The sequence below is a fragment of the Candidatus Allofournierella merdavium genome (assembly GCF_944382735.1).
Taxonomy (GTDB): Bacteria; Bacillota; Clostridia; order Oscillospirales; family Ruminococcaceae; genus Allofournierella_A; species Allofournierella_A merdavium.
Window position 1 is genome coordinate 63,089 of sequence record NZ_CALWND010000011.1, and the last position, 25,454, is coordinate 88,542.

The following is a 25,454-nucleotide window of genomic DNA, read 5'->3' on the forward strand; positions in this document are numbered from 1 at the left end:
TTTGGCCCCCAGGGGCAAAAAAGGGCAAAGATCCCGCCCGGCGCGGCCCCGCCCGCCCGTTTTTGCAAAATTCGCCCCCCGTTTGACAAGGGGGCGGTTTGTCGGTATCATGTAGAGTATATATATTCATTGTCAGCCCGGACACGGGCGGGATACGGGAGGATCGTATGAGCGCGATCATTTTCGCGGCGGCGGGCGCGGCAGGCGCCCTCTGGGCCGCCGCGGGCGCGGCGGCGCTGGTGCTGGTTTTGGCCGCGGGCCTTGCTGGCGGCTGGGCCGCCGCCAAGCGTGGGGTGCAGCTGCCGGGGCCCCTGAGCCGCCTGCTGGACAAGGCGGGCCTGGGCAACGAGGAGCAGGTCACCGAGGAAGACCTGTACGAGATGGTGGACGACGCCGACCAGCAGGACCTGATCGACGAGAACCAGCGGGAGATGATCACCAACATCTTCGATCTGGGCGAGGTGACCGCCGGCGACATCATGACGCACCGGATGGACATGGTGGCGGTGGAGGAGAACGCCAGCTGCCGGTCGGTGATCGCGGCGGCGGTGGAAAGCGGCAACAGCCGGCTGCCCATCTACCGCAAGACCGCCGACGAGATCGTGGGCGTTTTGTATGTGAAGGACCTGTTGTGCCTGTTCGACGAGCCCGCCGCCCTGGACGGGCCGGTGAGCCGCTTTGCCCGCAAGGTGATGTTCGTGCCCGAGAGCCGGCCGGCGGGCCAGCTGCTGCTGGACTTCCGCCGGGAGCGCACCATGATCGCCATCGTGGTGGACGAGTACGGCGGCACGGCGGGCCTGGTGTGCATGGAGGACATCCTGGAGGAGATCGTGGGCGACATCCAGGACGAGTACGACGACGAGGAGGCCGAACTGGTGGCCCAGGGGGACGGCTACGCCGTGGACGGGGCCATCGACCTGGCGGACGTGTTCGAGGCCTTCGGCATGGAGTGCCCGCCCCTCGCGGAGGACGAGGAGTTCGACACCCCCGGCGGCCTGATCATTGACAAGCTGGGCCGCATCCCCGCCGAGGGAGAGAAGGCGGCGGTGGAGTGGGGCGGCCTGCGCTTTGAGGTACTGAAAGCGGGCGAGCGGCGCATCCAGCGGGTGCTGTGCACCCGGCTGCCCGACGCGGCCGACGCCGGCAAGGAAAGGGAGAAGAAGCATGAATCACAGTGAGACGACGCTGGACAGCCGCCCCGTGTTCGAGGGGCGGGTGTTCACCGTGACCTTTGACAGGGTGCGGCTGGAGAACGGGGCCGAGAGCACCCGGGAGGTGGTGCACCACCACGGGGGCGCCTGCATCGCGGCGCTGACCGACGCGGACGAAATTTATCTGGTGCGCCAGTACCGCTACGCCCTGCAGCAGGAGGTTCTGGAACTGCCCGCCGGCAAGCTGGAAAAGGGGGAGGACCCCTTCGAGGCGGCCAAGCGGGAGCTGGCGGAGGAGTGCGGCCTGGTGGCACAGCACTACACCGACCTGGGCGAATTTTACCCCACCGTGGGCTATTGCAGCGAGATCATCTATACCTGGCTGGCCACCGGCCTTTCCCCCTGCGCCATGCACCTGGACGAGGACGAGTTCCTCACCCCGGAAAAGCTGCCCCTGGACGAGACGGTGGCCATGGTGCTGGACGGCCGCATCAAGGACGGCAAGACCGCGGCCACCCTTTTGAAGATCGACGCGCTGCGCCGCCAGGGCAAGCTGCCCCGCTGAAGCGCGGCCTGACCAAACCAAAAAAGCGAGGCGTTTCACGCCTCGCTTTTTTTCGTGCAGCGTCTGCCGGATGGCCTCCCGCACCCCGACGGTCACCTCCCCGGCGGCGCTCTTCTTCCACCTCCCGCGGGATCATTTCCGTCGGCCCTGTCGCCGGTAATTCCTTCTTTATATACAAATAGTATTATCTGCAATACATTCTACATGATAGCTTGCCCCTGCATGTACCACACGCCCATTTTCCAGAGGAAAAAGGCGCTGACGGCGGCCAGAATCCAGCGCAGGGGGCGGGGCAGGCTGGCCCCGATGAGATACAGCGGCAGGCAGCCGAAGAGGTAGCGCCCGCCGCTGATGAGCCAGCCGGCCAGGTAGCACATGCCCAGGTAGGCCCCGCCCCAGATGAGCCAGTGGGTAGGGCATTTTTTCCAAAGGCCGAAAAAGAGCAGGGCCATGGCGATGAAATAGAGGGCCAGCTGGGCGTGGTAGATGAAGGGGGCGAGGCCGGGGTAGTCCAGCGCCATCTGCCAGTGCTGGGCGAGATTCGCCCCGATCCATCGGGTCGTCTGGTACCAGGGCGGGGCGGCGAGGAAATCGAAGAAGGCGAAGGGGTCGCCGAAAAGCCGCCAATTGAGGGCGAGGTAGCCGCCCCAGCCAAGGAGGGGCAGAGCCAGCGCCAGGGAGGCGGGGCCCTGCTTTTGCTGCCGCCGCGCCCGCAGCCACAGGTACAAAAGGGGCAGCAGCAGCACCAGGCCCTGATTGCGGCAGAGGGCGGCCAGCGCCCCGAAGGCTCCGGCGGCGGGCCAGTTCCGCCGCCGGCCGAAGAAGACGCACAGGATGCTCAGCAGGATGAAAAGGCTCTCGGTGTAGACCCCCAGGGCAAAGAAGCCGAAGGGGTAAAGGGCCAGCAGGGCCACCGCGCAGACGGCCTGCTCTTTAGGCAGGTCCTGCCCGGCCAGGGCCAGCATCGCCGCCCCCGCGCCGCCCCAGCACAGCCAGCTCACCGCCAGGGCCGCCGCCTCCCGGCTGACGGCGAAGGGGGCCAGCACCCCGTGGAGCAGCCGCACGGCCAGGGGATAGAGGGGGTAAAAGACGATGTATTTGGCCGCCTCACCCTCGCTCACATAGCCCTGGCGGGCCAGCAGCAGGTAGTGGGGGCTGTCGCCGGCGGTGGTGAACCGCTCCAGAAAGTGCCGCCAGAAGGCGGCCAGCCCCCCCGCCTGGCCCAGGTCCCGCCAGCAGAGAAAGGCGAAGAGCAGCTGGGCCGCCAGCACCCCGCCGGCGGCCAGGGCCAGCGCCGCCGGGCCGGGGGCCCAGCGGGGGGCGAGGGGCCGGGCGGGGGCGGCGGGCCAGAACACAAGACCCAGCCGCTTTGCGCAGCGCAGGGCCAGCAGCGCCACAAAGAGCACCATCAGCGCCCCGCCAAAATGGCCGATGAACTGCCCCACGGCCTGTTCCCCCTTTCAGTGGCTCAGCATATACACCGCGCCGTAAAAATTGAAGAGCGCCCCCGCCCCCGCCAGCCACAGCGCGCCGCCGCCGAAGGGGCGGCGGGGCCGGGTGAGGTACCACCAGAGGGCCAGGGGGATGAGGTCCACAGTATAGCGGGCGCCGAACTGCCAGCCCCCCATGGTGCGGTGGAGGCAGAGCCCCGCCAGGGTGGCCAGGGCCAGGGCGGGGGCCAGCAGGTCCCGGCGGGCGAGGTCCCTTTTCACCGCGGCGCGCGCGAGGTCGACCGCCCATAAGAGAAAGATGGGGCTGGCCACAAAGAGGCAGAAGCCGTTGAAGGTGGAGAAGGAGAGGTCCAGCGAGGGGGTGAGGGTGACGGGGCGCAGCACCCCCCACAGGTTCTGCCAGAAGTTTTCGGTGGTGAACTGGCCGCCGTCCCGCACGAACTCCGGCAGCCAGGAATGGCCGAACTCCAAGGGGCTGCCGAAGCGGATAAAGTTGTACCAGCCCAGGGCCAGGGCCACTGCGGCGGCGGGGGCGGTGAAGGTCAGCAGGCGGCCCCAGCGCCGTTCTTTGACCGCGGCCAGGGCGGCGGGCAGCCAGAGGGCGAGGGCGAAGAGGGCGGTGAAGGGGCGGCAGCCCACCGCCAGCGCCAGCAGCAAGAAGGCGGGGCCGCGCCGCTTTTGCAGCCAAAAGAAAAGGCCCCACACCGAAAAGGCGAAGTTGAGCACCTGGGCCTGGAACCACACGCCGCCGCTGCAGGCCAGCCAGAAAAGATTGCTGGAAAGGGTGGCGAAGAGGGCCCAGAAGGCGCAGGCGCGGGGCGCGTGGCCCGCCCGCCAGAAACAGAGGTAGACCCCCGCCAGGGCGGCCAGGGCCCACAGCGCCTGCCACAGGTTGCCCAGATCGAGGCCCAGGGCGGCGGGCAGCAGCGCGGCCACCGAGGGCACCGGCGGGAAGGAGAGGTAATAGCGCCCCTCATAGATGGCCAGTTCCAGCCAGGGGTAGTTTTCGCCGCCGTCGATGTACGCCCGGCCGGCCAGCCAGTTTTGGGCCTGGAGCAGGTAACTGTCGTAGACGTTGGGGGCAAGCAGGGTGCCCCCCGCCAGCGAGTGATACAAAAGGAGGGCCAGCGCCAGCAGCGCCAGGCTGCCCGCCAGCGCCCGGGCGTGGCGGGAGCCGAAGGCGCGGGGGGCGAGGGAAAAGCGGTGGGCCATGGGCGGGGCCTCCTTTCACGGGGTTTGGGTCTATTATACCACGAAGGGGCGGTAAGCGGCCACCGTTGCGCGAAAAGGCAGGCCGGGACCCGGCTGTTTTTGCGCGGCGCGAAAAAAGCCGCCCCGGCTTTTTGCCGGGGCGGCGGGCGGGTCAGGGCTGTTTCTCCCCGTCCTTTCCGGGGCAGGTCCTTCCGCTCTGCCCGTGCTTCTCACACGTTTCTCTTGCGCAAAACCAGCGTCACCGCCAGGCCGATGACCGCCGCCAGCGCCAGCCCCAGCAGGGCCAGGCCCCAGGGGAAGCCCGCGGTCGGCTCCTGCCCCTGCGTGGGGGCGGGGCTTTCGGTGGGAAGGGGCACAGGGGTGGCCGTGGGGGCGGGGCTTTCGGTGGGGGCGGGCGTGGCCGAAGGCTCCGGCGTGGCGGTGGGGGCCGGGGTGGGCCTTGCGGTGGCCGCCGGTCTGGGGGTGAGGGTGGGCGCCGGAGCCGCCGTGGGCACGGGGGTGGCCGTGGGCGACGGAGTCCACTCCAGCTGATCCAGACGGGCCAGCAGCGCCCGGCAGCGGGCCAGCATGTTTTCCACCTTGTCCTTTTCCGCCTGGGTGGCGTGGGTGAGGTCGATTCCCTTCAGGGTCGCTTCCAGCGCCTGCAGCCGGGGCCGGGCGGCGCTGGTGACGTTTTCCACCGTGAGGCCCTCCATCTCCTTTTCCAACGTGGAAAGGGGCTTCATGGTCACGGTGACGGCGGTCACGCTGCCCGCCTTGTCGGCGGCGGTCACGGTATAGACGGCGTCGGTGTCGCCGGCAAGGGTGAAGCCCGCGCCGACGGCCGCGCCGTTCACCGTCACGGTGTTCAGGTTCTCATCGCTGGCCTGCACCGCCTGCGTAACATAGTAGCTCGCGCCGTTTTCCACGCCGGTGAGGGCGGGGGCGGTGGCGTCCAGCACAAGGCCCTCGGAGTTGATGTAGGTCACGTTGCCCGCGTGGTCGGTGATTTTCGCATACACCACCAGCCGCGCCTGCGGGTCGACGGAGAAGGGTCTGGTATACCGGGTGAACGCCAGACTTTTCAGCTGCTCCAGCGTGAGGGCCGTGCCGCCGCTGTGGACATAATACTCCGCTGTGGGGGCCTTTTCCGGGGTGTAGCCGCCCACGGCGCTGCTGTCGTCCGAGGCGGTGACGGTCACGGTCTGGGTCTTATTGAAGAACAGGCCGAAGGTGACGTCGTTCAAAAACTGGTTCCAGCGGTTTTCGCCCAGAACGATCTCGCCGGAGGGCGGGGTGGCGTCCGCCTTCAGCGGGCCGTAGGCCCCGCCGCACACCCGGCACACCGCCTGCAAAAAGTAGGTGGCGTCGCCGCCGGAGCAGGGGGCGGGAGCGTCTTGAGCGCCGCAGCCCGGCCGCTGGCAGATGCCGGTGTGGGTGCCGTCGCCGCCGGAGACCCAGCCGCCCCAGTCGTGGGCCACGGTGACGGTGAGAGGCACATCCACGGTGTTGTAATTGGCGGTGTCCGCGGGGGTGAAGGTCGCGGGGTAGGTCTGTGCGCCCGCCGCGCCCAGGGTGGTCGTTCCATCCTCCCAGGCCCAGCCGGCGGGCAGGGCCACCCCGGAAAGGGGCTGCCCGTGCAGGCCGGTGAGGGGCGCGGGCGCCGTGTAAGCGGGCGCGGCCTTGCCGATGGTCAGGTCAAAACTGGTCTCGGCGTACCATTTGCCGGACGGGTCGGTCACGTTCAGGCATTTGGCCTGAATGGTGTAGTCGCCGGCGTTTTGGGGCAGACCGGAAACATAGGCGCTGTCTTCCGCCCCCCTGGCTTTGTAAAAATAGTTCACCGTGGCCCCGTCGGCATTGTTGAGGGTGAAGTCGACCCCCGCTTCCACCGGGCTGCCGTCGTAGACGGGATTGCCGTTCTTCGCGCCGGACACGCCCTGTTTCTCATCGTAAACCGCGTAGGAGTAGTCTTTATTAAAAGCAGGGTCGCCGGTGTTTTGGTCGATATGAAGCACCACGTGCTGAGGGTCGATCCACACCATTGCCTGAGAGCCTGGGTCCACATTAAAATAGCCGCCGCCGACCCAAACCTTCGAATTGTCATTTATTTTGAATGTGGTGATCCTGCAGCAGCCGCCATTGATCTGGCAGGTACTTTCCGTCATCAGGAAATCATTGTCAGGTTTGACGGAACCGCCCTTGATCGTTATGGCAACGCTGTGCATCTCCGCATCGACGATGCCCACTCCGTCGTTACCGTCGTCTATGATGTTCAGCGTGCCCTTTTCTCCGCCGGTCACGCCGTAAAAGACACTATCGTCGTTCAGATAGCCTTCCTTTAAATTGACCGTCCACTGCTTTGCGCCAACACCATTCAGGTTCGCATCCATGCGGATGCCGTTTTCACCGTTCATGTCTCTGTTGGAGTAGATGACAGGATAATCTCCTTCTGTCCTACTGCCGTTGATGTTGATAGTGCAGCTTCCGATGCCGTAGATGCCGCCGCCGATGCTGTCGGTGGCGGCGTTGTTCATGATGTCCGCTCCGACGGTCAGTACGGCCCCGTCGGCCACATACACGCCGCCGCCGCGGCCGTGCAATGCCGTGTTGTAGGAAATCGCGCGCGACGAGTCCTTGGAGCCTTTCTGGCACGTGAATCTCACGTTCTTGCCCACATACACGCCGCCGCCGTCGTTCCATGCGGTGTTGTAGGTGATGGCCGCTTTGTTCATATCATAAAGGCCATTATTGGCCGCGGGCCCGGCCAGATAGACGCCGCCGCCGCTGCCGCTGTTTGCCTCGTTATCGGTGATCTCCGTGTTGACGTTGAACGCCCATTCACTGCCGGCTGCCGCATACACGCCGCCGCCGTTTGTCTTGGCGGTGTTGCTGCTGATTTTGGTGACGCCGTTGACGATGAGTGCGCCGCCGTCCACATACAGGCCGCCGCCGTTTTCTGCCCTGTTGCCGGTGATGGTCATCTCGCTGCCTTCGGTGATGGTGCAGGTGCCGCCGGAGGCCACATAAACACCACCGCCGTTTGTAGTGGCGGTGTTGCTGCTGATTTGGGTGACGCCGCTGACGATGAGTTCTCCGCCGTTCACACAGACGCCGCCGCCGTTGCCGCTGTTATTGCTGATCTTTTCAATTTTGCCGCCGTTGATGGTGCAGGTGCCGCCGTTCACCGTTACCGTATTGTCATTGCCCGTGACGGTGGTGCCGGTGAGGGTTGCGATGCTTGTGCCGTTCACCGACAGCTTGCAGCTGAGGGTGGCGTTGTTCGCTTTAAGGGAGCCGCCGTTCAGGGTGATGCTGCCGCTGACGGTGGCTCCTTCGGCAATGTTCACCGTGCCGCCCGCTTCCACCGTGAGGTTGACGGTAGAGGCGCCGCTGACATTGACCGTGGCGCCGTCTTTCACCGTGACGTTTCCCTGCACCGTGCTGCCGTCTTCCACGTTCAGCGTGTTGTACACAGTTACAGGGGCAGTGATCCGCACTCCGTGAAGGGTCAGCGCGCCGGTTTTTTCAACAGTGATTTCTGCGTCTGACGCCTCGATACATCCGCTGCCCACGCAGTCTTCAATGACGAGGGACGCGCCCACCTGCAAATTTCGTCCGCTTGAATTTCCATTTCTTAACAATAACTTGTTGCCCGCAAGGCAGAATGTCGTGCCGCTGTTTGAGAATTTGAGCGCGCCCTCTACTGTTACGTCGTTGGAAAGATAAAATTTTGTGCCGTTGCTATACTCGCCTGGGCCATTGACCTCGCCCCATGCTCTATCGGTGTGGCCGCCGTGGTCGGCGGCAAACACCGCCCCGGGCAGCACAAGGGCCAGCGCCGCGAGGCACACCAGGCCCCGCAGCAGCGCGGCGCGAATGGATGACTTTTTCATGTGGGTTCCTCCCTTTCTGCCGCCGTTCCGCCGTTTCCGGCGGGCAGGGCGTTGTTTTTTGCCGCCAGCACCGCGCGCAGCGAGGCGCGGATGGCGTTCAGCTGCAAGTTCAGATATTCCTCGTCCTCAAACAGGGCGTAGTGGACACAGGCCCGCACAAAGGAATAGGTCATGCCCTGGATGTAGTCCGCCGGCATGCCCAGCTTGCCGGAAAGCTGCCGGGCATACTCCCCATAGCGCCGGTTCACGCCCTCGAAAAATTCCCTGCCGCTTTGGCGGTATTTCGGGCTGGCATACACCTGATACATGAATCGGTATTTCGCGCCGTGCATCTCGGCGGTGACGCGGGGCATCTGGCGCAGAAAGCGCTCGATGTCCGGCGCGTTTTGGGGCGCCAGGGCCATGAAGTCGTCCTCCACTTTGGCCATGCAATGAGCCGTCGCCTCAATGACGATGCGGTCCTTGGTGCCGAAATAATACACCAGCGCCGCGTTGGTCACCCCGCAGGCCTCCGACAGCATCTTCATGGTGGTGTTTTCCAGCCCGTATTCGCAGAACACGTCAAAGCATCTCTCCAGAAATTCCAGCGCGCGGGGGGAATAGTTGCGGGCCTCCATAACGGCCACCTCCCAAAAATTTACTAACCAGACAGTTAGTGCCCGGAGAAAAAAAGCAGGGATCTCTCCCTGCTTTTATCATACCAGAGGGCGACGGGGGACACAACCCCCGCCGCCCCGGCGCATTTGTGAAATTTTCGGAGCGGGTTTTCCACACGGTGTTCAATCCCAGGTGGAATACTGCGGGCGGGCGTACAGCAGCCGGTCGCCCACGTCCTCCTCATCCAGCACGCCGGCGGCCACCAGCTGCCGGTTGGCGGCCCGCAGCCAGAGGTCCGGCTGGGAGAGGCAGAGGGCCAGGAACAGGCCGCAGAACACCGCGGCGGCGACCCGCACCACCGGGAAGGGGCGGAAGAGGGTGATCAGGGCCAGCACCGTGAGCAGGGCCAGCACCAGGATGAACCAGCCGGAGACGATGCGCTTTGGGGTGAAGCCGAAGCGGCGGATATAAAGGAACATCTTGGAGGCGCCCACCGCGGCGAAGAGCAGGTTGGAAAGGCACAGCAGCGCGGCCAGCCCTTTCAGGGCGGGGCTTTGGCGCAGGGGGATGCGGCTGGCCTTGGCGGCGGCGGTGAGCACCGAGAAGTTCAGCACCACCACGGCGCACAGTTCGAAAAAGCCCCGGCGGGCGTACTCGGCGGCGGTGAAGCCGGCGGGCAGGCTGCCGAAAAAGCCGCCGGTGAGGTAGTTCAGCTGCACCGCGAAGAAGGCGGCGTAGAGGGCCAGCAGCAGCGCCATGGAAAGGCCCAGGGCCCCGGCGGGGGCCAGGCGCAGCTTTTCCGCCCCGGCCCGCAGGGCCGGGCCCCGGGCGGGGTCGGGGACGGTTTTCAGCGCCCCTGCCGCCAGCCCGAAGAGATAGGCCCCCACCGGCAGGCCCAACAGAAAATACACCAGTTCGGTGACCATCGCCTCGGGCAGGGTGAACCAGCGGAAGAAGGCTTCCAGCGCCGCGCCGAAGGCGTCGTCGGCGCTCGCCAGCAGCCGGGCCGCCAGCAGCACCACCACCGCCGCGGCGCAGAGGGTGACCAGCCCGGCCCAAAGGTTTCCCTTTTTGCGGTGGGCGAGGCTTTGCAGAAAATCGCCCAGCGCCCGCGCCAGCACCCGGACGCGCAGAAAGAAGTTGCCGAAGGGCACGGCGATCATCGCCCGCAGCACGTCCAGCGGCAAAAAGGGCCCGGTGCGCTGCTCGGTGAGCACGCCGGCGCGGGCCAGCACCCAGTAGGCGGCCGCCAGGTGCAGGGCGGCAAACTCCCACATCATCACCGCCTCGTTGTAGAAAAGGCTGGCGGTTTTGAAGGTGTAGTCCGCCGTCAGCGCCACCCACAAGGCCAGCCACAGCCGGCTCTCTTTGGAGGCGGGGCGGCCCGCCGCGCGGCACATCCACTCCACCCCCGCCAAAAACAGGGCGCAGAACAGCACCCGGAACAGCGGGCCGTTCTCAAAGCCCAGCAGCCAGCCCCGGACGTAGGCCCAGCCCCACAGCCAGCTGAGCAGCGCCGCCGGCGCCATCCATTTGGCCCAGACGGGCCGGGCGGGAGCGGGCGCAACCGGGGCGGGGCCGGGAACTTCCGTGGCGGAGGCGGGCCGCGGGCCGGCGTATGCCGGCGGGGGGGCGTCCTTTGCCGGAGCGGGGGAAGGGGCGGCCTGCGGGCCGGGGGCGCGTTCCGCCTGTGCCGGCTGCGGGCCGTAGGCGGGGGCGGTCTTTTCGCAGCCTTCTGCCGTCGGGGCGGCCTGTTGTGTGCAGGTGAGGGGCGTTTTTTCGCCGCTCACCGGCGGCTGGGCAGGCTCCGGGACGGTTTTGGCCGCGGCGGGAGCCTGCGGGCCGGTGCGGGCGGACAGGGGGACCGCATTCGCGGCGGCCTCCCCGCCCTGCGTTTTGGGTGCGTCAAAGAAAGGGGGGCGGGCGCCGCCCTCCATTTTGTTGGGGTCCATCACAAAACCCTCCTTTTCAGTTTTCGGGCGGCGGTCACTGGCTCAGGTCGGTGACCATCCCCCACAGAAGTTCATTTGTCTCATACACCCCCTGGTAGGGGCGTTCGATGTACCATTTGCCTTTTTCGGGGTAGACGAAAATCGTCTGCTCGCTGCCGTCCTCCAGCACAAAGTGTACCGAGGCCATGTCCGCCTTGTCCGGCACATCCTGTACGGTGGCCTTGCGAGTGGGCGCGGCGGTGGCCATGTCCTCCAGCAGCAGCCCGATCCAGCCGGGGCCGGTGCGAACGGCGCTCTCGCCCTCGTATTCCAGCCGCACTTCGCTCACCTCGTGGGCGTCGGGCAGGGTGAGGGGTTCGGCCAGGGGGGAGCAGGCGCCGGCAAACAGCAGCAGCGCCGCCAGCAGCAATGTCCAAAGGGTGCGTCCCATGGGCGGCCTCCTTTTTACAACGCGCACAGCGCGGACAGGGAAAATTTTTTGCGTTCCATGGCGTGCTTCGTTCAGGTGTCCAGTTCTCCGAAGTAGAGCACGCGGGCCTCGGCGTCGTAGACCGCCACCGTGAAGTTGAAGGAGCCCCGTTCCAGCAGGGGGGTATCGGTCTGCTCCTGGCGGTCGATGAGGCGGTAATATCCCTTTTTCACCGGCGGCACCAGCGGCGCGCCCTCTTCATCGGTCAGAAAGGGGCCGTTGCTGCCCGCCGCCGTCTCCAGCCCCCAGACAAGGGCCTGCACCGTGTCGTCCGGCGGCAGGGGCTGCCAGGCCGGGTCGGCGGCGATCTGCTCTTCCATGCCGTCGTCCACAAAGGTGAACTCCATAAACAGCGTGCCGTCGCCGTGGAAGCCGCCCCGGTCGGTCTGGGTGTTGATGCTGGTGACCGCCTCCTCCTCCAGGCCCAAAACCCCGAGGGCATAGGCGGCTTTCTCCTTCGCGCTCGCGCCGATGCCCGGCCTGCCCGCTTCGCCGCAGCCCGCCAGGGCCAGCGCCGCCAGCAGCGCCGCGGCGATACACAAGATCCTCTGTTTCACGGCTCGTCTCCTTTCTCCTCGTCCTCGCCGGGCACATACTCCAGCAGGTCGGCGGGCTGGCAGTCCAGCGCGCGGCAGAGGGCGGCCAGGGTGGAAAAGCGCACCGCCTTGGCCTTGTTGTTCTTCAAAATGGAGAGGTTGGCCGGGGTGATGCCGATCTTCTCGGCCAGTTCTCCCGCGCCGATCTTGCGGCGGGCCATGACCACGTCCAGGTTGATGATGATGGGCATTCCACCGCCCCCTTTATATCGTCAGGTCCAGCTCGGCCTTCATGCCGATGGCCCGCTGGAACACGTTTTTGATGATGCGCACGATGAGCCCCATGAAGGCCGCCGCCGCCGCAACCAGCACCATGGGCAGGTAGAACGCCGCGCCGGCGAGGCAGAGGGCCGCCACCGCCATGCAGCACCAGCTGGCCGCCCGCAGATGGCGGACGTTGGCGGGCACGAACACCTGTTCCGCCTCGATGTTGGCCAGCAGGCGAAACAGGTTATACAGCAGCACATAGGCCGCGGCGCTGGCCGCATAGAGGGTGATGAGGCCCCACACCAGATGGGCGGTGTCGTTGATGCCCTCGTAGCGGCTGGTGCGCAGAAACCAGTTCACCAGCCACCAGCCGGCCGCGTCGCACACCGCCACCGCGCCGGTGAACAGCAGCACCGCCAGCTTGGAGAGGGAGAGGCTGTTCTGCTCGTTCCACAGGGGGGTCTTCTCCTTGTTTGAGGCCTTTCGTCTGCCCCAGACCAGGGCGGCGGCCCCCGCCGCCGCCAGCGCCACCGGCCAGAGGGCCAGGCCGTAGACCGCGGCGATCCCGTAGTTGCGGTAGACCGGGTGGTAGCCGTAGACTCCCGCCCAGATGAGGTCGGTGAGCACCTCCGCCGCCACAAAGGCCAGCAGGGTATTTTTGACCCCCGCCTTTTTTCGCAGGGGGCGAACACCCAGCAGCAGAACAAAATACAGCGCCGCCAGGGCGAACCAGAACACCAGCCAGAGACCGGCGCCCCGTATCTGGCTGAGAGAGAGGATGGCAGTGAGCATACCGCTCCACCTTTCTTTCGACGGGCCGAAGGCCCCCCGTTTTTTCCGCCGCGGGCGGCGGAGGAAGAAACGCTCCGCCCGGCCCGGCCGTCCGCGGCGCGGCCAGCCGCCCCGCTCTTTGAGGTCAGTATACCACGGGGTATATCGAATTTCAAGTGTTTTTTATCGTTTTTCGATAAATTTTTGTTCCAATGCGATAACACCACAAGATATTGCGGCGGCGGGGGAGGGCGGGCACAAGGGTGGCGCCCCCCGGCTGCCGGGCCGGGCGGTACAGGACAGCATCCCCGCCAGGGGCGCGGCCCGCCTGTTTTGCCCGGCCAGCCCTTCGCCGCCGGCTGTGCCGGGCGGGGCGCTGCCGCCGCGTAGTGCGCCTGAGACGAACACTTTGGCCGCCAGGACAAAGTGTCCGGATCACAGCGTGCGGCGGCGGACAACAACGCGCCACCCCCGCGCCAAACCGAAATACCCTCCCGCGCCCCGGACCGTTCGCTTCTTTCGTGCCGCGTGCCCACATACTGCGCCCGGTCCCTCCGCACCGCACGCGGCGTCTCGGACATTTTCCACGGCGAAGGAAAATGTCCGTTCCGATGCGCACTATGTGCGGAGGACCGGGCTTCGCCACAGCCCGCTGGTGGCGGACAGCGTGCCGGTGCCTGCCGCTCCTTTTGCATGCGCCGGAGGGCGATGCCTCCGCGCCAAAAAATTCCCGCACCCCGCTCTTTTTGCGTCCGCACGGGGGCACCACCCTCGCACGCGGCATCTCGGACACTTTTCACGACGAAGAAAAGTGTCCGTTCTGAGGCAAACGAAGGGTGGTTCCCCCGCGCTGCCGGGCCGGGTGGGGAAGGCAGGCAGGCCCCCATATTGGCGGCACCACCCTTGCGCTCGGGCCGGCGGCGTGGCATAATGGGAGAGGAAAGGCGGGATGCCCCATGAAGCGGGTGAAGATCACCGTGCTGCGCAAGGAATTTTATCCGGAATACGCCGACGCCTACCTCACCGAGGGGCGGGAGGTAGGCCCCTGCCCCATGCTGGAGGTGGGCGACACCTTTGTGTTCGAGGGCGGCGCGCAGATGCCCCAGGGCTTTTGCCCCTGGGCATGGGTGGACATTTACAACAGCGTCAGCGCCCTGGCCGCCGGCGCAAGCTACGCGCCCTGGAACAACCGGGAAGGCCAGACCATCGTGTGCTGCACCGACGGCATCCGCCCGGTGGTGTTTGAGCTGCACGCCATGGAGGAGGGGGAGTGACCCCCTTGCCCCGCAAATTTTGGAACAGGAAGAATTGCTTATGACTGAACTGACCATCACACAGGAATATCTTCTTCTGGCGGTGAACGACCGGGGCCGCTTTTCGCCCCTGAACCCCCAGCAGCCCATCTGCCTGGTGGCGGCGGCGCTGCTGGAACTGGAGGGGGCGGGCTGCGTGCTCTTTTCCGGCGAGCGGGTGGGGCTGGCCGGGCCGCTGCCCGCGGCGCTGCGGTGTCTGAAGCCGCTGTATGACTTCATCGACCGGCCCCGGCCGGCGCCGCTGGCCATGGTGCTGCGGGACTTCGCCCCCGACGGGCCCAAACAGGAGGAACTGGCGGAGGCGGTGGGGGAGAGCCTGCACGACGCAAAGCTGGCCAGCCCCCAGCGCTCGCTGGCGGGGCGGGTGTTCTACCTGCCGGCGGCGGGGGAGGCCGGCCGGCGGCTGGAGCGGCTGCTTGTGCACCTGTGCGGCGAGAGCGGCCCCACCCCCCGGGAGGCGGCGCTGGCGGTGCTGCTGTGCCAGAGCGGTGTGGTGGCCCAGAAGGCGGGCGCGGCGGCGGCGGCAAAAGCCGAGAGCGCCCTGGCGGCGATGCTGGCCACCGGCAGCGACGCGGCCTGGGCGGCCCACGCCGCCCAGGACATGGCCGACCGGGTGAACGCCGTGCTCTCGCACTAAAAAAAACCGACGGTATCCCCGTCGGTTTTTTCATTGGTTTTGGAAAATCTCAGACCTTTGCCCGGTCTGGGATTTTATCGTCTGTTCCCATTTTTATCAAATTCTTTTCTCAACGCTCTCTCTGTTGGCAAAACAGAAGCGATTATGACAGCCAGTTGCGCTCCCACCAGGATCGAGCTTGCTGTTCCCACAACATCCTCATCTTTTCCGAGCAACAAAAGCAGACATACCACGGTTGCCGCCAAAGAGATCCATCCGCAAATATACCATATCCTGCCGCAATGCTTATGAGCAAACTCCCAGGTATTTTTATTTTTCATGGACATAGGAGTTCGATAGCCAAACACTCCATTGATCTCCTTCGGGCCTCCCTTTTCGAAATATCTTCCGAACCCGATCATTGTAAATGGAATCAGCAAATTCATAACCAACATATAGACCCAAAATCCCATTGCTCTTCTCCATTCATCAATTGCAGTTTGTTTGCTTATACCATATCATTCATATACGCATTTTTCAATCATTCCCCTTGGCAGATAAAAGAAAAAACAGGGAGCCGAACGGCTCCCTGTTTTTTCTTACTCCTCGTCGCCCTCGTCGTCGGCGGGCTCCTCGTCCGCCGCCGCGTCCTCGGCGGCCAGCGCCGCCAGCTCCTCGTCGGTGAGGGCCTCCTCCGGCTCGTCCTCCGGCTTTTCCACCGGCTCCTCGTCGCTGCGCTCGGTGCGGGCCACCGTCACCACACGGTCGCCCTCCGCCAGGCGCATGACCCGCACGCCGCTGCCGTAGCGGCTCTGGACGTTGATGTCCTCGGCGTGCATCCGGATGATGATGCCCTCCTGGCTGATGAGGATGACGTCGTCCTCCTCGTCCAGGATCTTGATGCCGGCCACGCCGCCCTTGGCGTAGTTGCGGATGCCCTTGCCGCCCCGGCTCTGCAGGCGGTAGTCGTCCACCCGGCTGCGGCGGCCCTTGCCGTTCTCGGTGACGGTGAACACCGTGGCGCCCGGGCGCAGGATGCCCACGCCCACCACCTCGTCGCCTTCGGCCAGCCGCACGGCGCGCACGCCGTGGCCCATGCGGCCCATCTGCCGCGCGCCCCGCTCGTCAAAGCGGATGGCCATGCCGTTCCGGGTGGCCAGCAGCAGCTCGTCACTGCCGCTGGTGATGCGGCACCAGGCCAGGGAGTCGCCCTCGTAGAGGCTCACCGCCAGAAGGCCGCTCTTGCGGATGTTGGAGTAGGCCTCGATGGGGGTGCGCTTGATGAGGCCGCGTTTCGTCACCATGGTCAAAAAGCCCTTGGCCTCGCTGGCGGGCATGCACACCATGCGGATGACCTTCTCCTCGTTCTGCAGGGGCAGCAGGTTCACGATGTTGGTGCCCTTGCTGGTGCGGCTGCCCTCGTAAATCTGGTAGCCCTTGAGCCGGTAGACCCGGCCCTGGTCGGTGACAAAGAGCACATAGTCGTGGCTGGAGCCGATGAACAGCTCCTCCACGAAGTCCTCGTCCTTGTGGCTAAGGCCCGAGATGCCCCGGCCGCCCCGCTTTTGCACCTGGTAGGTGTCCTTGGACTGGCGCTTGATATACCCCGCGTGGGTGAGGGTGAAGACGCACTCCTCCACCGGGATCAGGTCCTCGATGTCCACCTCGCCGCTGACGTGGGCAATTTCGGTGCGGCGCTCGTCGCCGTACTTCTCCTTCAGCGCCAGCAGTTCCTCCTTGACGATGGCCAGCACCCGGGCGTCGTCCGCCAGGATGGCCGTCCAGTCGGCGATCTTCTCGTTCAGTTCCTTCAACTCGTTCTCGATCTTGAGGATCTCCAGACCCGCCAACCGGCCCAGGGGGAACTTGCAGATGGCGTCCGCCTGGGGGTCGTCAAAGCCGAACTTGGCCATGATGGCGGCCTTCGCCTCCGCCTGGCCGCCGCCGCAGTGGCGGATGGTGTAGATGACGTCGTCCACGATGTCCACGGCGCGGGCGAGGCCCTCCAGGATGTGCGCCCGCTCCCTGGCCTTGTTCAGGTCGTACTGGGTGCGCCGGCGGATGACCTGGTCCTGGAACTGGACATACCGCTCCAGCATGGTCTTGAGGGTCATCACCTTGGGCACGCCGCCGTCCAGCGCCAGCAGGATGACGCCCACCGTGTCCTGCAGCTGGGTATAGCGGTAGAGCTGGTTTAAGACCACCTGAGGGTTGGCCTCCTTCTTCAGCTCGATGACGATGCGCATGCCGTGCCGGTTGGACTCGTCGTTCAAATCGCTGATGCCCTCGATGCGCTTGTCCTTCACAAGGTCCGCGATGCTCTCGATCAGGCGGGCCTTGTTCACCATATAGGGAATTTCGGTGACGATGATCTGGAACCGGCCGTTCTTCTTCTCCTCAATTTCGGCGCGGCCCCGCAGGGTGATCTTGCCGCGGCCGGTGGCGTAGGCCGCCCGGATGCCGCTGCGGCCCATGATGACGCCGCCGGTGGGGAAGTCGGGGCCCTTGATGTGCTCCATCAGGCCGGCCAGGTCGATGTCCGGCTCGTCGATGAGGGCCACCGCCCCGTCGATGACCTCGCAGAGGTTGTGGGGCGGGATGTTGGTGGCCATGCCCACGGCGATGCCGGTGGAGCCGTTGACCAGGAGGTTCGGGAACCGGCTGGGCAGCACGCTGGGCTCCTTTTTGGTCTCGTCGAAGTTGGGGCCGAAGTCCACCGTGTCCTTGTCGATGTCGGTGAGCAGCTCCATGGCCATCTTGCTCATCCGGGCCTCGGTGTAACGGTAGGCAGCCGGGGGGTCGCCGTCCACGCTGCCGAAGTTGCCCTGGCCGTCCACCAGGGGATAGCGCATGGAGAAATCCTGGGCAAGACGCACCATGGCGTCGTAAACGGAAGCGTCGCCGTGGGGGTGGTAGCTGCCCAGCACCGCGCCCACGGTGTCCGCGCTCTTGCGGTAGGGATGCTGGGGGTCGTTGCCCCGCTCGTGCATGGTGTAGAGGATGCGCCGGTGCACCGGCTTCAGGCCGTCCCGCACGTCGGGCAGGGCGCGGGAGACGATGACGGACATGGAGTAGTCCAGAAAGGCGCTCTCAATCTCGTCCTTCACGTCCCGCACGATGAGTTTGGTGCCGGTGCCGGGGATCATCACAAAATCTTCGTTCAATGGTGTTCACCTGTCTCTTTCTGATTTGGGCTTCTCACACGTCCAGCGTGGCGTACAGGGCGTTCTTTTCGATGAACTCCCGGCGGGGCTCCACCTTGTCGCCCATCAGGATGGTGAAGGCCTCGTCCGCCTTCACCGCGTCCTCGATGGAAATTTGCACGATGACCCGGTTGTTGGGGTCCATGGTGGTCTCCCACAGCTGCTCGGGGTTCATCTCGCCCAGGCCTTTGTAGCGGTTGATCTTCACGCCCTGGCCCATCTCGGCGGACAGCTTGCTCATCTCCGCCTCGTTGTAGGCGTAGCGCACGTCCTTGCCCTTGGCCAGCTTGAAGAGGGGCGGCTGGGCGATGTAGACATAGCCTCCCTCGATGAGCGGCCGCATGAACCGGAAGAAGAAGGTGAGCATCAGGGTGCAGATGTGGCTGCCGTCCACGTCGGCATCGGCCATGATGAACACCTTGTGGTAGCGCAGTTTCGAGATGTCGAACTCCTCGCCGATGCCGCACCCGAGAGCGGTGACCACCGGCATCAGCTTCTCGTTGCCGTACACTTTATCCAGCCGGGCCTTCTCCACGTTGAGCATCTTGCCCCACAGCGGCAGGATGGCCTGGATGTTGGAATCCCGGCCCATCTTGGCGCTGCCGCCGGCGGAATCGCCCTCGACGATGTAAATTTCGGTCTTGGAGGGGTCTTTTTCGCGGCAGTCCGCCAGCTTGCCGGGCATGCGGCTGGTCTCCAGCGCGCTCTTGCGGCGGACTAAATCGCGGGCCTTGCGGGCGGCCTCCCGGGCGCGGGCGGCCTGGGTGGCCTTCTCGTAGATGGCCTTGGCCACGCCGGGGTTCTCTTCCAAAAATTCCTTCAGCTTGTCGTACACAAGGCCGGACACCAGGCTGCGCACCTCGGTGTTGCCCAGCTTTGCCTTGGTCTGGCCCTCGAACTGGGCGTCGGTGAGCTTGACGCTGATGATGGCGGTGAGGCCCTCCCGCACGTCGGTGCCGGAGAGGTTGTCGTCCTTCTCCTTCAGATAACCCTTCTCCCGGCCGAAGTCGTTGATGACCCGGGTAAGGGCGGTCTTGAAGCCCTCCTCGTGGGTGCCGCCGTCCGGGGTGTGGACGTTGTTGGCAAAACTCAGCATCAGCTCGTTGAAGCTGTCGTTGTATTGCAGGGCCACCTCGGCGATGATGTCGTTCTGCTGTCCCTTGAAGTAGATGGGGGTGGGGTGGAGCACGGTCATCTGCCGCTTCTCGTGGATGTACTCCACGAAGCTGCGGATGCCGCCCTCGTAGCACATGCTCTCCCGCTTGACCTCCTCGCCCCGCTCGTCGGTGAGGGTGATGCGCACGCCGGCGTTGAGAAAACTCTCCTCCCGCAGGCGGGTGAGAAGGGTGTCGTAGTCGTAGACGGTGGACTCGGTGAACATCACCGGGTCGGGCTTGAAGCGCACGGTGGTGCCGCTGGAGGCGGCGGGGCCCACGATCTTCAGATCGCCGTCGGCGATGCCGCGCCTAAAGGACTGGCGGTACTCGTGGCCGCCCCGGCGCACGCTCACCTCCAGCCACTCGGAGAGGGCGTTCACCACGCTGGCGCCCACGCCGTGCAGGCCGCCGGCCACCTTGTAGCCGGAATTTTCGCCGCCGAACTTGCCGCCGGCGTGGAGCACGGTAAACACCACCGTCACCGCCGGGATGCCCAGCTTGGGCTGGATGTCCACGGGGATGCCGCGGCCGTTGTCGGTGACCTCGATGATGTCGCCCTTTTTGATGGTGACCTCGATGTGGTCGCAGAAGCCGGCCAGCGCCTCGTCGATGGAGTTATCGACGATCTCGTACACCAGGTGATGCAGGCCCCGGGGGCCGGTGGAACCGATGTACATGCCCGGCCGCTTGCGCACCGCCTCCAGGCCTTCCAGCACCTGAATCTGGCTGCCGTCGTAGTCCTCGGCCTGGCCCACTGTCTGCTTGTTCAACTCGTCTGCCATTCTCTCGTTCTCCTTATCCGTGTTTCAAAGCGCGCTGCCGCGCTGGTATTGGTCCAGATTGTCCAGCCGCTCGCACCGCCGCTGCAGCGTGCGGGCGGAGATGGGGCTGACGAACACCGTCTGCACCGGGAAATCGGTCACCACAAAGCTTTTGGGCAACTCCCCGGAAACGGTGACCACCGCCCCCTCCTCTTCGGCCCGGCGCAGAAACTGCCGGGTGTTCTTGGCCACCGAACTGGAGTCGATGTCAAAGATGCCGATGATGTCCCTGGTGTGGACCACATAGTCCTGCCCGAGATGAAGATACATGCTATCCCTCCAAAAGCCGGCCGCCCTCCATCCGGAGCATGACCCCCGCCGCCTTGTGAAAGAGGCTGGAATCGCAGGCGGTGACGATGGTCTGTTTCTCCCGCACCCGGGTGAGCAGGTACTCCTGCCGGGTGGGGTCCAGTTCGCTGAGCACGTCGTCCAGCAGCATCACCGGATGCTCGCCGGTGACGTCGGCGGCCACCGCCGCCTCCGCCAGCTTGACGCTGAGCACCGCGCTGCGCTGCTGGCCCTGGCTGGCAAAATTTTTGGCGGGCTGGCCGTCCAGCACCAGTTCCAGGTCGTCCCGGTGGGGGCCCGCGGTGCAAAAGCCCGCCCGCCGGTCGGCCAGGCGGCTGTCGGCCAGGGCGGCGGCCAGCCCCCCCGGCGAAAACCCGCAGCGGTAGCAGAGGCTCAACGCCTCGCTGCCGCTGCTGATCTCGGCGTAATTCTTTTGGGCCAGGGGCGCAAGGCGCGCCATCCACGCCGCCCGCCGGCGGCGGATCTCCTCCCCCTGTACGGCCAGGTCGGCGTCGAAGGCGTCGCACATTTCCGCCGCGCCGGGGGTGCGCTCCCAGAACTTTAACAGGCTGTTTTTCTGGGCCACCAGCCGGGCGTAGCGCCGCAGGGTGGCCAGGTACCCGGGGTACAGCTGGCACAGCGCCGCGTCCATGAAGCGGCGGCGGCGCTGGGGGCTGCCCTTGACCAGTTCCAGGTCGCCCGGCTCGAACACCACCGCGGTGAACAGCCCCGCCAGTTCCGACGCCCGGCCGGACTCCACCCCGTTGATCTTGCAGGTGCGCCCGGGGCGGGGGCTGTCCTTGGCGCCCACCGCCACGCGCACCCACACCTCGCCTTTGTCCTCCCGCAGGATGGGGCCCTCCATCACCGCGAAGGGCTGGCCCTGGCGGATGAGCTGGGCGTCCTTGGCACCCCGGAAACTCTTGGCCCCGGTGAGCAGCCACACCGCCTCCAGCAAATTCGTCTTGCCCTGGCCGTTGGCCCCGGTGATGACCGTGAGCTCCTCGCCGGGCCTGAAGTCGGCGCTGGCGATGTTGCGGTAGTTGGCCATGATGAGACGTTTCAGCCGCATGGCGTTCAGCGCCCTTCGCCGATGGCCACGGTGCGGCCGTCCAGGGTGACGGTGTCGCCGGCCCGCAGCTTCTTGCCCCGCATGGTGCACACTTCGCCGTTCACCTGGACCTGGCCGTCCTGGATGAGCAGCTTTGCCTCGCCGCCCGTCTCCACCAGGCCCGCCAGCTTGAGCAGGCTGTCCAGCTTGATGTATTCGGTGTGAATCAGAATCTTTTCCATATTCGCTCTCTTTTAGTCGTTTTTGAAGCGCACCGGCAGCACCAGATAGATGAAGTCGTTGCTGTCGTCCGCCGGCAGGATCTTCACCGGGCTCAAGGGGCCGGTCATCTCCATGGCCACCTTGTCGCAGCGGGCGCTGCGCAGCGCGTCCAGCAGGTAGCGGTTGTTGAAGCCGATCTCCACCGCCTCGCCCTCGATGTCCGCGTCGAACTCGTCCACCACCTTGCCCAGGTTCGTCTGGCAGCGCACGGTGACCTTTTTGTCAAAGAGGATGCGCAGCGGGTTTTTCAGCCGCTCGGTGATGATGAGGCTGGCCCGCTCGATGGTGTCGATGAAGTCCCGCGTCTCCAGAATGACCCTCGTCTTGTAGCCGGAGGGGATGACGTTGGAGTAATTGAGGAACTCGCCCTCGATGAGGCGGGAGAGGATGACGTAGCTGCCCGCCTCGAACACCACGAACCGCCGGTTGGCGGAGATGTACACGTCCTGGTCGTCGTCGCCCAGCAGCTTATTGACCTCGGTGAGGGTCTTGGCGGGGATGATGATGCGGATGTGCTTTTGGGCGGTGATGGGCCGCTCCACGATGGCCAGGCGGTAGCCGTCCAGCGCCACCACGGTGAGCTTGTCCTCCTCGATGGCGAACAGTTCGCCGGTGTGGGCGGGCTTTTTGTCGTCCTGGCTCACGGCGTAGAGGGTCTTGTCGATCATGTCCCGCAAAGTGCCCGCCTTGAGGCTGAGGGTGCGGTCGGCGCCGGGGTTCGGCAGGTCGGGGTAGTCCGCCGCGCTCATGGCCAGGATGTCGAACTCCGCCACGCCGCCTTTGATGGTGGCGTGGCCGCCGTCGCCGGTGGTGATGTCGATGTCCCCCGCCGGCAGCCGACGCACCATGTCGCCCAAAAGCTTTGCCGACAGCACGATCTCCCCCGGCTCCCGCACGTTGGCCTCGATGGTGGTGGTGATGGCCATCTCCAGGTCGTAGCCGGTGAGGGTGAGCTGAAAGCCCTCGGCCTTCAGGAGGATGCCCTCCAGCGCCGGGATGGACGAGCGAAGGGTCACAGCCCGGCTGACGCCGTCGATGGCGGCGGACAAAAGGGATTTGTCGCAGACGATGTTCATATTCTGCGCTCCTTTCTTTCAAAACGCGAAAAGGCGTATATAACAAACCTCAATGGAGCCGTAGTAATAGGGGGTGTGAATCTTGTGAAAAAGGGGGACGAGCTCTCTGGCGGCGCGGCGTGAAGGGTTGTTGACAAGTTTTTCGTCTCTGTGAGCAACTTGTTGAAACCGCGCGGGGCCCGGATTTTTCCACACCGGGGTGTGGAAAAGGTATGTTGAATGTTGAATACTATGTTGAAAAGGTTGAATTTCACATTCCGTTCACACCCGGCCCTTGCCGGCGGCTCAGGTGCGCACGTTTTTGATGATGTCCTCCACCGTCTCCTTGAGGCGGCGGTCGTTTTGCAGGTTCTGCTCCATGGCCTTGAGGGAGTAGACGATGGTGGAGTGGTCCCGGCCGCTGAACTCCCGGCCGATGTCCTCCATGCTCATGCCGGTGATCTCCCGCACCATATAGATGGCGGTCTGCCGGGCGGCGGAGATGTTGGCGGTGCGGCGCATGCCCCGGATCTCGGCGGGGGAGACGTTGTAGGTGCGGGCCACCTCGCTGATGATCTTCTCGATGGTCACCGGCACCGGCTGGGTCTCGTTGAGGATGTCCTTGATGGCGTTCTGGGCCACCCCGATGGCCGGCTGGATGCCCTCCAAAAGGTAGTAGGCGTTCAGCTTCTTCACCGCGCCCTCCAGCTGGCGGATGTTGCTCTTTAAGTGGTTGGCGATGAACTCGGCCACGTCGTCCGGCATCCGCAGGTTGAGCAGTTCCGCCTTGCGGCGGATGATGGCTACCCGCGTCTCGAAGTCCGGCGGCTGGATGTCGGCGGTGAGGCCCCACTCGAACCGGGTGCGCAGCCGCTCCTCCAGGCTCTTGATCTCCTTGGCGGGGCGGTCGCTGGCCAGCACGATCTGCTTGCCCGCCGCGTGCAGGGTGTTGAAGGTGTGGAAAAACTCCTCCTGGGTGCTCTCCTTGCCGGCGATGAACTGGATGTCGTCCACCAGCAATACGTCCGCCGGGCGGTAGGTCTGGCGGAACTCCTCGGTGCGGCCCGCCTGGATGGCGCTGATCAGCTCGTTGGTGAAGGTCTCGCAGTCCACATACACGATGTTGAACTCCGGGTGGTTCTTCTTGATCTCGGTGGCGATGGCGGTGAGCAGGTGGGTCTTGCCCAGGCCCGACTGCCCGTAGATGAACAGGGGATTGTAGGCCCCCGAGGGATTGGACGCCACCGCCTGCGCCGCCGCGTAGGCGAACTGGTTGGAGGGGCCCTTGATGAAGTTTTCAAAGGTGAAGTCGTAGCGGCCGTCCGGTTCCGGTTCCGGCTCGGCGGGCACGGGGGCCTCCGGCTGGGCCGCCGCGGGCACCACCAGCTCCACCTCCACGTCGAAGCCCAGCACCGCCGCCAGCGCCTCCTTCAGAAGGGGGGTGTACCGGTCCCGCACGATGGTGCAGATGAAGTCGTTGCGCACCGCCAGCGTCACCTTGCCGCCCGCCTCGAAGCGCACCGCCTCCAGCCCGTCGATGTACAGGTTGTAGGTGGCGTCCACCAGGCGCTCTTTGCAGTATTCTTTAGCCGCGGCCAAAACGTCGTTGAAAGAATCCATAGGTTTTTAACGCTCCAATATTTGATGATTTGGTATCCGATTCATTATATCATAGAAGGTTATGTTTTACAATTCTAAATTACTATTATATATATTATTTCTATTATAGCGGAATATGGGCAAACAGCGGCCGTTTCATGCGCAAAAAGGGCTTTGTAAGGCAAAAAACCTTTTCAGAAAGTGTTGACAAACCTTGCGCTTTTCAAGTATACTTTTATGTTGCAGGGCCATCCCTAAAAGCTGGGACGGGCAAAATGAAAAATCCGCCCCGCGCCGCGCGGGGTCACACATTGGAGGAATACATCATGAAAAGAACTTTCCAGCCCAAGAAGCGTCAGCGCAGCGGCGTGCACGGTTTTCTGAAGAGAATGGCGTCCAAGAACGGCCGCAAGGTCATCGCCGCCCGCCGCGCCAAGGGCCGGGCCAAGCTGTCCGCCTGAAATAGCGCCTTGTGAACAAAGGCAACACGCGAAGGTCACTGGTTATCAGGTGGCCTTCTTTTTCCATATGGGGGAACCATGCGATACCGGCCCATCACAAAAAATAAAGAGTTCTGCCGGGCCTACGCCCGGGGCAAGGCCTATGTGCACCCCAAGCTGGTGCTGTATGTGAACAAAAACCGTCTGGGCCGCACCCGGGTGGGCCTCACCGCCACCAAAAAGATCGGCGGCGCGGTGCAGCGCAACCGGGCCAGGCGGGTGATGCGGGCGGCGCTGTACCAGACGCTGCCCTACAACGTGGGGGCCTATGACCTGGTGTTCGTGGCCCGGGGCCAGACGGTGCGCTGCAAAAGCGGCGAGGTGGCCGCCGCGGCGGCCCAGCTTTTGAAAAAGGCGGGCCTTGTGCCATGATCGCCCGGCTGCTCATCGCCCCGATCCGCTGGTACAAAAAATACCTCTCGCCCCATCTGGGCAACAACTGCCGCTTTCGCCCCACCTGCAGCGAATACGCCATGGAGGCGCTGGCGGTGCACGGCGCGGCCAAGGGCCTTGTGCTGAGCGTCTGGCGCATTTTGCGCTGCAACCCCTTCGGAAAGGGCGGCTACGACCCGGTGCCCGAAAAGGGCCGCTGGAAAAGCGATAAGCGGAACCTCTTCCGCTGAAAGCGCTTCCCCCTCCTTTACTCTGCCTCTTGTGACTCGGGCGGTTTGCGCCCGCTTTGAGTCCTTCGAACCAAAAAATAAACAGTCCCGGCGCGCAAAC

24 protein-coding genes are annotated in these 25,454 nt (G+C 64.9%); 7 read left to right on the plus strand and 17 right to left on the minus strand.

The features are described 5' to 3' along the window. Positions 1-167: 167 nt before the first annotated feature. Both ACH2A7_RS10280 and ACH2A7_RS10285 read left to right on the plus strand, forming a co-directional pair. On the plus strand, positions 168-1,178 hold the full coding sequence (locus ACH2A7_RS10280; RefSeq protein WP_394961823.1) for a hemolysin family protein: 1,011 nt from the start codon (positions 168-170) through the stop codon (positions 1,176-1,178). Further along, positions 1,165-1,716: an NUDIX hydrolase gene (locus tag ACH2A7_RS10285; RefSeq protein ID WP_394961825.1), complete on the plus strand. Its 552-nt coding sequence runs from the start codon at positions 1,165-1,167 to the stop codon at positions 1,714-1,716. The genes ACH2A7_RS10280 and ACH2A7_RS10285 overlap by 14 nt, the downstream gene beginning before the upstream one ends. A 200-nt stretch (positions 1,717-1,916) precedes the next feature. Here the strand turns inward: ACH2A7_RS10285 and ACH2A7_RS10290 are convergent, their stop codons facing one another. From ACH2A7_RS10290 to ACH2A7_RS10330, 9 genes are all read right to left on the minus strand, one after another. Beyond that, complete coding sequence (locus tag ACH2A7_RS10290) at positions 1,917-3,161, minus strand: hypothetical protein (protein ID WP_394961827.1); 1,245 nt, start codon at positions 3,159-3,161, stop codon at positions 1,917-1,919. Positions 3,162-3,176: 15 nt separating this feature from the next. Next, a complete protein-coding gene (locus tag ACH2A7_RS10295) occupies positions 3,177-4,379 on the minus strand; it encodes a hypothetical protein (RefSeq protein ID WP_394961828.1) in 1,203 nt (400 codons plus the stop codon). A 209-nt stretch (positions 4,380-4,588) separates the two neighbouring features. Further along, a complete protein-coding gene (locus ACH2A7_RS10300; protein WP_394961829.1) occupies positions 4,589-8,254 on the minus strand; it encodes a hypothetical protein in 3,666 nt (1,221 codons plus the stop codon). Next, complete coding sequence (locus tag ACH2A7_RS10305) at positions 8,251-8,871, minus strand: TetR/AcrR family transcriptional regulator (protein WP_394961831.1); 621 nt, start codon at positions 8,869-8,871, stop codon at positions 8,251-8,253. The genes ACH2A7_RS10300 and ACH2A7_RS10305 overlap by 4 nt, the downstream gene beginning before the upstream one ends. Before the next feature lie 162 nt (positions 8,872-9,033). Continuing rightward, positions 9,034-10,803, minus strand: coding sequence for a DUF4173 domain-containing protein (locus ACH2A7_RS10310; protein WP_394961833.1), 1,770 nt, complete (start codon positions 10,801-10,803; stop codon positions 9,034-9,036). A gap of 34 nt (positions 10,804-10,837) precedes the next feature. Beyond that, positions 10,838-11,233 (minus strand): DUF5301 domain-containing protein, encoded by a 396-nt coding sequence (locus ACH2A7_RS10315; protein WP_394961834.1) that lies wholly within the window; start codon positions 11,231-11,233, stop codon positions 10,838-10,840. Between the two features lie 71 nt (positions 11,234-11,304). Next, on the minus strand, positions 11,305-11,829 hold the full coding sequence (locus ACH2A7_RS10320) for a hypothetical protein (protein WP_394961836.1): 525 nt from the start codon (positions 11,827-11,829) through the stop codon (positions 11,305-11,307). Next, the gene (locus ACH2A7_RS10325; protein ID WP_394961837.1) at positions 11,826-12,059 is read right to left on the minus strand and encodes a helix-turn-helix domain-containing protein; all 234 of its coding nucleotides are present in this window, start codon (positions 12,057-12,059) and stop codon (positions 11,826-11,828) included. The genes ACH2A7_RS10320 and ACH2A7_RS10325 overlap by 4 nt, the downstream gene beginning before the upstream one ends. Positions 12,060-12,072: 13 nt before the next feature. Next, positions 12,073-12,867 carry a DUF2975 domain-containing protein gene (locus ACH2A7_RS10330; protein ID WP_394961838.1) on the minus strand — a complete coding sequence of 265 codons (795 nt, stop codon included), beginning with the start codon at positions 12,865-12,867 and terminating at the stop codon, positions 12,073-12,075. Between the two features lie 935 nt (positions 12,868-13,802). On the opposite strand from ACH2A7_RS10330, the gene ACH2A7_RS10335 reads away from it, so the two are divergent. Further along, complete coding sequence (locus ACH2A7_RS10335) at positions 13,803-14,120, plus strand: TIGR04076 family protein (RefSeq protein WP_394961839.1); 318 nt, start codon at positions 13,803-13,805, stop codon at positions 14,118-14,120. A 40-nt stretch (positions 14,121-14,160) separates the two neighbouring features. Next, entirely contained in the window at positions 14,161-14,796 is a 636-nt protein-coding gene (locus tag ACH2A7_RS10340; protein WP_394961841.1) for a GPP34 family phosphoprotein, read from the plus strand. 74 nt (positions 14,797-14,870) lie between these two features. Here ACH2A7_RS10340 and ACH2A7_RS10345 read toward each other — a convergent pair whose 3' ends face one another. The 8 genes from ACH2A7_RS10345 to dnaA form a co-directional block, all read right to left on the minus strand. Continuing rightward, positions 14,871-15,248, minus strand: a complete 378-nt coding sequence (locus ACH2A7_RS10345; protein ID WP_394961842.1) for an SdpI family protein — start codon at positions 15,246-15,248, stop codon at positions 14,871-14,873. Between the two features lie 126 nt (positions 15,249-15,374). Beyond that, positions 15,375-17,939 (minus strand): DNA gyrase subunit A, encoded by a 2,565-nt coding sequence (gyrA, locus tag ACH2A7_RS10350; protein ID WP_394961843.1) that lies wholly within the window; start codon positions 17,937-17,939, stop codon positions 15,375-15,377. 34 nt (positions 17,940-17,973) lie between these two features. Next, positions 17,974-19,917, minus strand: coding sequence for a DNA topoisomerase (ATP-hydrolyzing) subunit B (gene gyrB, locus ACH2A7_RS10355; protein ID WP_394961844.1), 1,944 nt, complete (start codon positions 19,915-19,917; stop codon positions 17,974-17,976). Between the two features lie 24 nt (positions 19,918-19,941). After that, positions 19,942-20,226 (minus strand): extracellular matrix regulator RemB, encoded by a 285-nt coding sequence (remB, locus tag ACH2A7_RS10360; protein WP_394961845.1) that lies wholly within the window; start codon positions 20,224-20,226, stop codon positions 19,942-19,944. A gap of 1 nt (position 20,227) precedes the next feature. Next, positions 20,228-21,316 carry a DNA replication/repair protein RecF gene (recF, locus tag ACH2A7_RS10365; protein ID WP_394961847.1) on the minus strand — a complete coding sequence of 363 codons (1,089 nt, stop codon included), beginning with the start codon at positions 21,314-21,316 and terminating at the stop codon, positions 20,228-20,230. A gap of 5 nt (positions 21,317-21,321) precedes the next feature. Beyond that, complete coding sequence (yaaA, locus tag ACH2A7_RS10370) at positions 21,322-21,537, minus strand: S4 domain-containing protein YaaA (protein WP_394961848.1); 216 nt, start codon at positions 21,535-21,537, stop codon at positions 21,322-21,324. 12 nt (positions 21,538-21,549) lie between these two features. Beyond that, positions 21,550-22,653 (minus strand): DNA polymerase III subunit beta, encoded by a 1,104-nt coding sequence (gene dnaN / locus ACH2A7_RS10375; protein ID WP_394961850.1) that lies wholly within the window; start codon positions 22,651-22,653, stop codon positions 21,550-21,552. Between the two features lie 285 nt (positions 22,654-22,938). Next, the gene (dnaA, locus tag ACH2A7_RS10380) at positions 22,939-24,252 is read right to left on the minus strand and encodes a chromosomal replication initiator protein DnaA (protein ID WP_394961851.1); all 1,314 of its coding nucleotides are present in this window, start codon (positions 24,250-24,252) and stop codon (positions 22,939-22,941) included. A gap of 305 nt (positions 24,253-24,557) precedes the next feature. On the opposite strand from dnaA, the gene rpmH reads away from it, so the two are divergent. The 3 genes from rpmH (at position 24,558) to yidD (ending at position 25,354) form a co-directional block, all read left to right on the plus strand. Beyond that, a complete protein-coding gene (gene rpmH / locus ACH2A7_RS10385) occupies positions 24,558-24,692 on the plus strand; it encodes a 50S ribosomal protein L34 (RefSeq protein WP_058963434.1) in 135 nt (44 codons plus the stop codon). 78 nt (positions 24,693-24,770) lie between these two features. Next, positions 24,771-25,103, plus strand: a complete 333-nt coding sequence (rnpA, locus tag ACH2A7_RS10390; protein WP_394961853.1) for a ribonuclease P protein component — start codon at positions 24,771-24,773, stop codon at positions 25,101-25,103. Continuing rightward, on the plus strand, positions 25,100-25,354 hold the full coding sequence (gene yidD / locus ACH2A7_RS10395; RefSeq protein WP_394961855.1) for a membrane protein insertion efficiency factor YidD: 255 nt from the start codon (positions 25,100-25,102) through the stop codon (positions 25,352-25,354). The genes rnpA and yidD overlap by 4 nt, the downstream gene beginning before the upstream one ends. Positions 25,355-25,454 lie beyond the last annotated feature (100 nt).

Coding starts and splice junctions, on each gene's coding strand:
- ACH2A7_RS10280 (WP_394961823.1), top strand. CDS start 168: ATGAGCGCGATCATTTTCGCGGCGGCGGGCGCGGCAGGCGCCCTCTGG.
- ACH2A7_RS10285 (WP_394961825.1), top strand. CDS start 1,165: ATGAATCACAGTGAGACGACGCTGGACAGCCGCCCCGTGTTCGAGGGG.
- ACH2A7_RS10295 (WP_394961828.1), bottom strand. CDS start 4,379: ATGGCCCACCGCTTTTCCCTCGCCCCCCGCGCCTTCGGCTCCCGCCAC.
- ACH2A7_RS10300 (WP_394961829.1), bottom strand. CDS start 8,254: ATGAAAAAGTCATCCATTCGCGCCGCGCTGCTGCGGGGCCTGGTGTGC.
- ACH2A7_RS10305 (WP_394961831.1), bottom strand. CDS start 8,871: ATGGAGGCCCGCAACTATTCCCCCCGCGCGCTGGAATTTCTGGAGAGA.
- ACH2A7_RS10310 (WP_394961833.1), bottom strand. CDS start 10,803: ATGGACCCCAACAAAATGGAGGGCGGCGCCCGCCCCCCTTTCTTTGAC.
- ACH2A7_RS10315 (WP_394961834.1), bottom strand. CDS start 11,233: ATGGGACGCACCCTTTGGACATTGCTGCTGGCGGCGCTGCTGCTGTTT.
- ACH2A7_RS10325 (WP_394961837.1), bottom strand. CDS start 12,059: ATGCCCATCATCATCAACCTGGACGTGGTCATGGCCCGCCGCAAGATC.
- ACH2A7_RS10330 (WP_394961838.1), bottom strand. CDS start 12,867: ATGCTCACTGCCATCCTCTCTCTCAGCCAGATACGGGGCGCCGGTCTC.
- ACH2A7_RS10335 (WP_394961839.1), top strand. CDS start 13,803: ATGAAGCGGGTGAAGATCACCGTGCTGCGCAAGGAATTTTATCCGGAA.
- ACH2A7_RS10340 (WP_394961841.1), top strand. CDS start 14,161: ATGACTGAACTGACCATCACACAGGAATATCTTCTTCTGGCGGTGAAC.
- ACH2A7_RS10345 (WP_394961842.1), bottom strand. CDS start 15,248: ATGGGATTTTGGGTCTATATGTTGGTTATGAATTTGCTGATTCCATTT.
- gyrB (WP_394961844.1), bottom strand. CDS start 19,917: ATGGCAGACGAGTTGAACAAGCAGACAGTGGGCCAGGCCGAGGACTAC.
- remB (WP_394961845.1), bottom strand. CDS start 20,226: ATGTATCTTCATCTCGGGCAGGACTATGTGGTCCACACCAGGGACATC.
- recF (WP_394961847.1), bottom strand. CDS start 21,316: ATGCGGCTGAAACGTCTCATCATGGCCAACTACCGCAACATCGCCAGC.
- yaaA (WP_394961848.1), bottom strand. CDS start 21,537: ATGGAAAAGATTCTGATTCACACCGAATACATCAAGCTGGACAGCCTG.
- dnaN (WP_394961850.1), bottom strand. CDS start 22,653: ATGAACATCGTCTGCGACAAATCCCTTTTGTCCGCCGCCATCGACGGC.
- dnaA (WP_394961851.1), bottom strand. CDS start 24,252: ATGGATTCTTTCAACGACGTTTTGGCCGCGGCTAAAGAATACTGCAAA.
- rpmH (WP_058963434.1), top strand. CDS start 24,558: ATGAAAAGAACTTTCCAGCCCAAGAAGCGTCAGCGCAGCGGCGTGCAC.
- rnpA (WP_394961853.1), top strand. CDS start 24,771: ATGCGATACCGGCCCATCACAAAAAATAAAGAGTTCTGCCGGGCCTAC.
- yidD (WP_394961855.1), top strand. CDS start 25,100: ATGATCGCCCGGCTGCTCATCGCCCCGATCCGCTGGTACAAAAAATAC.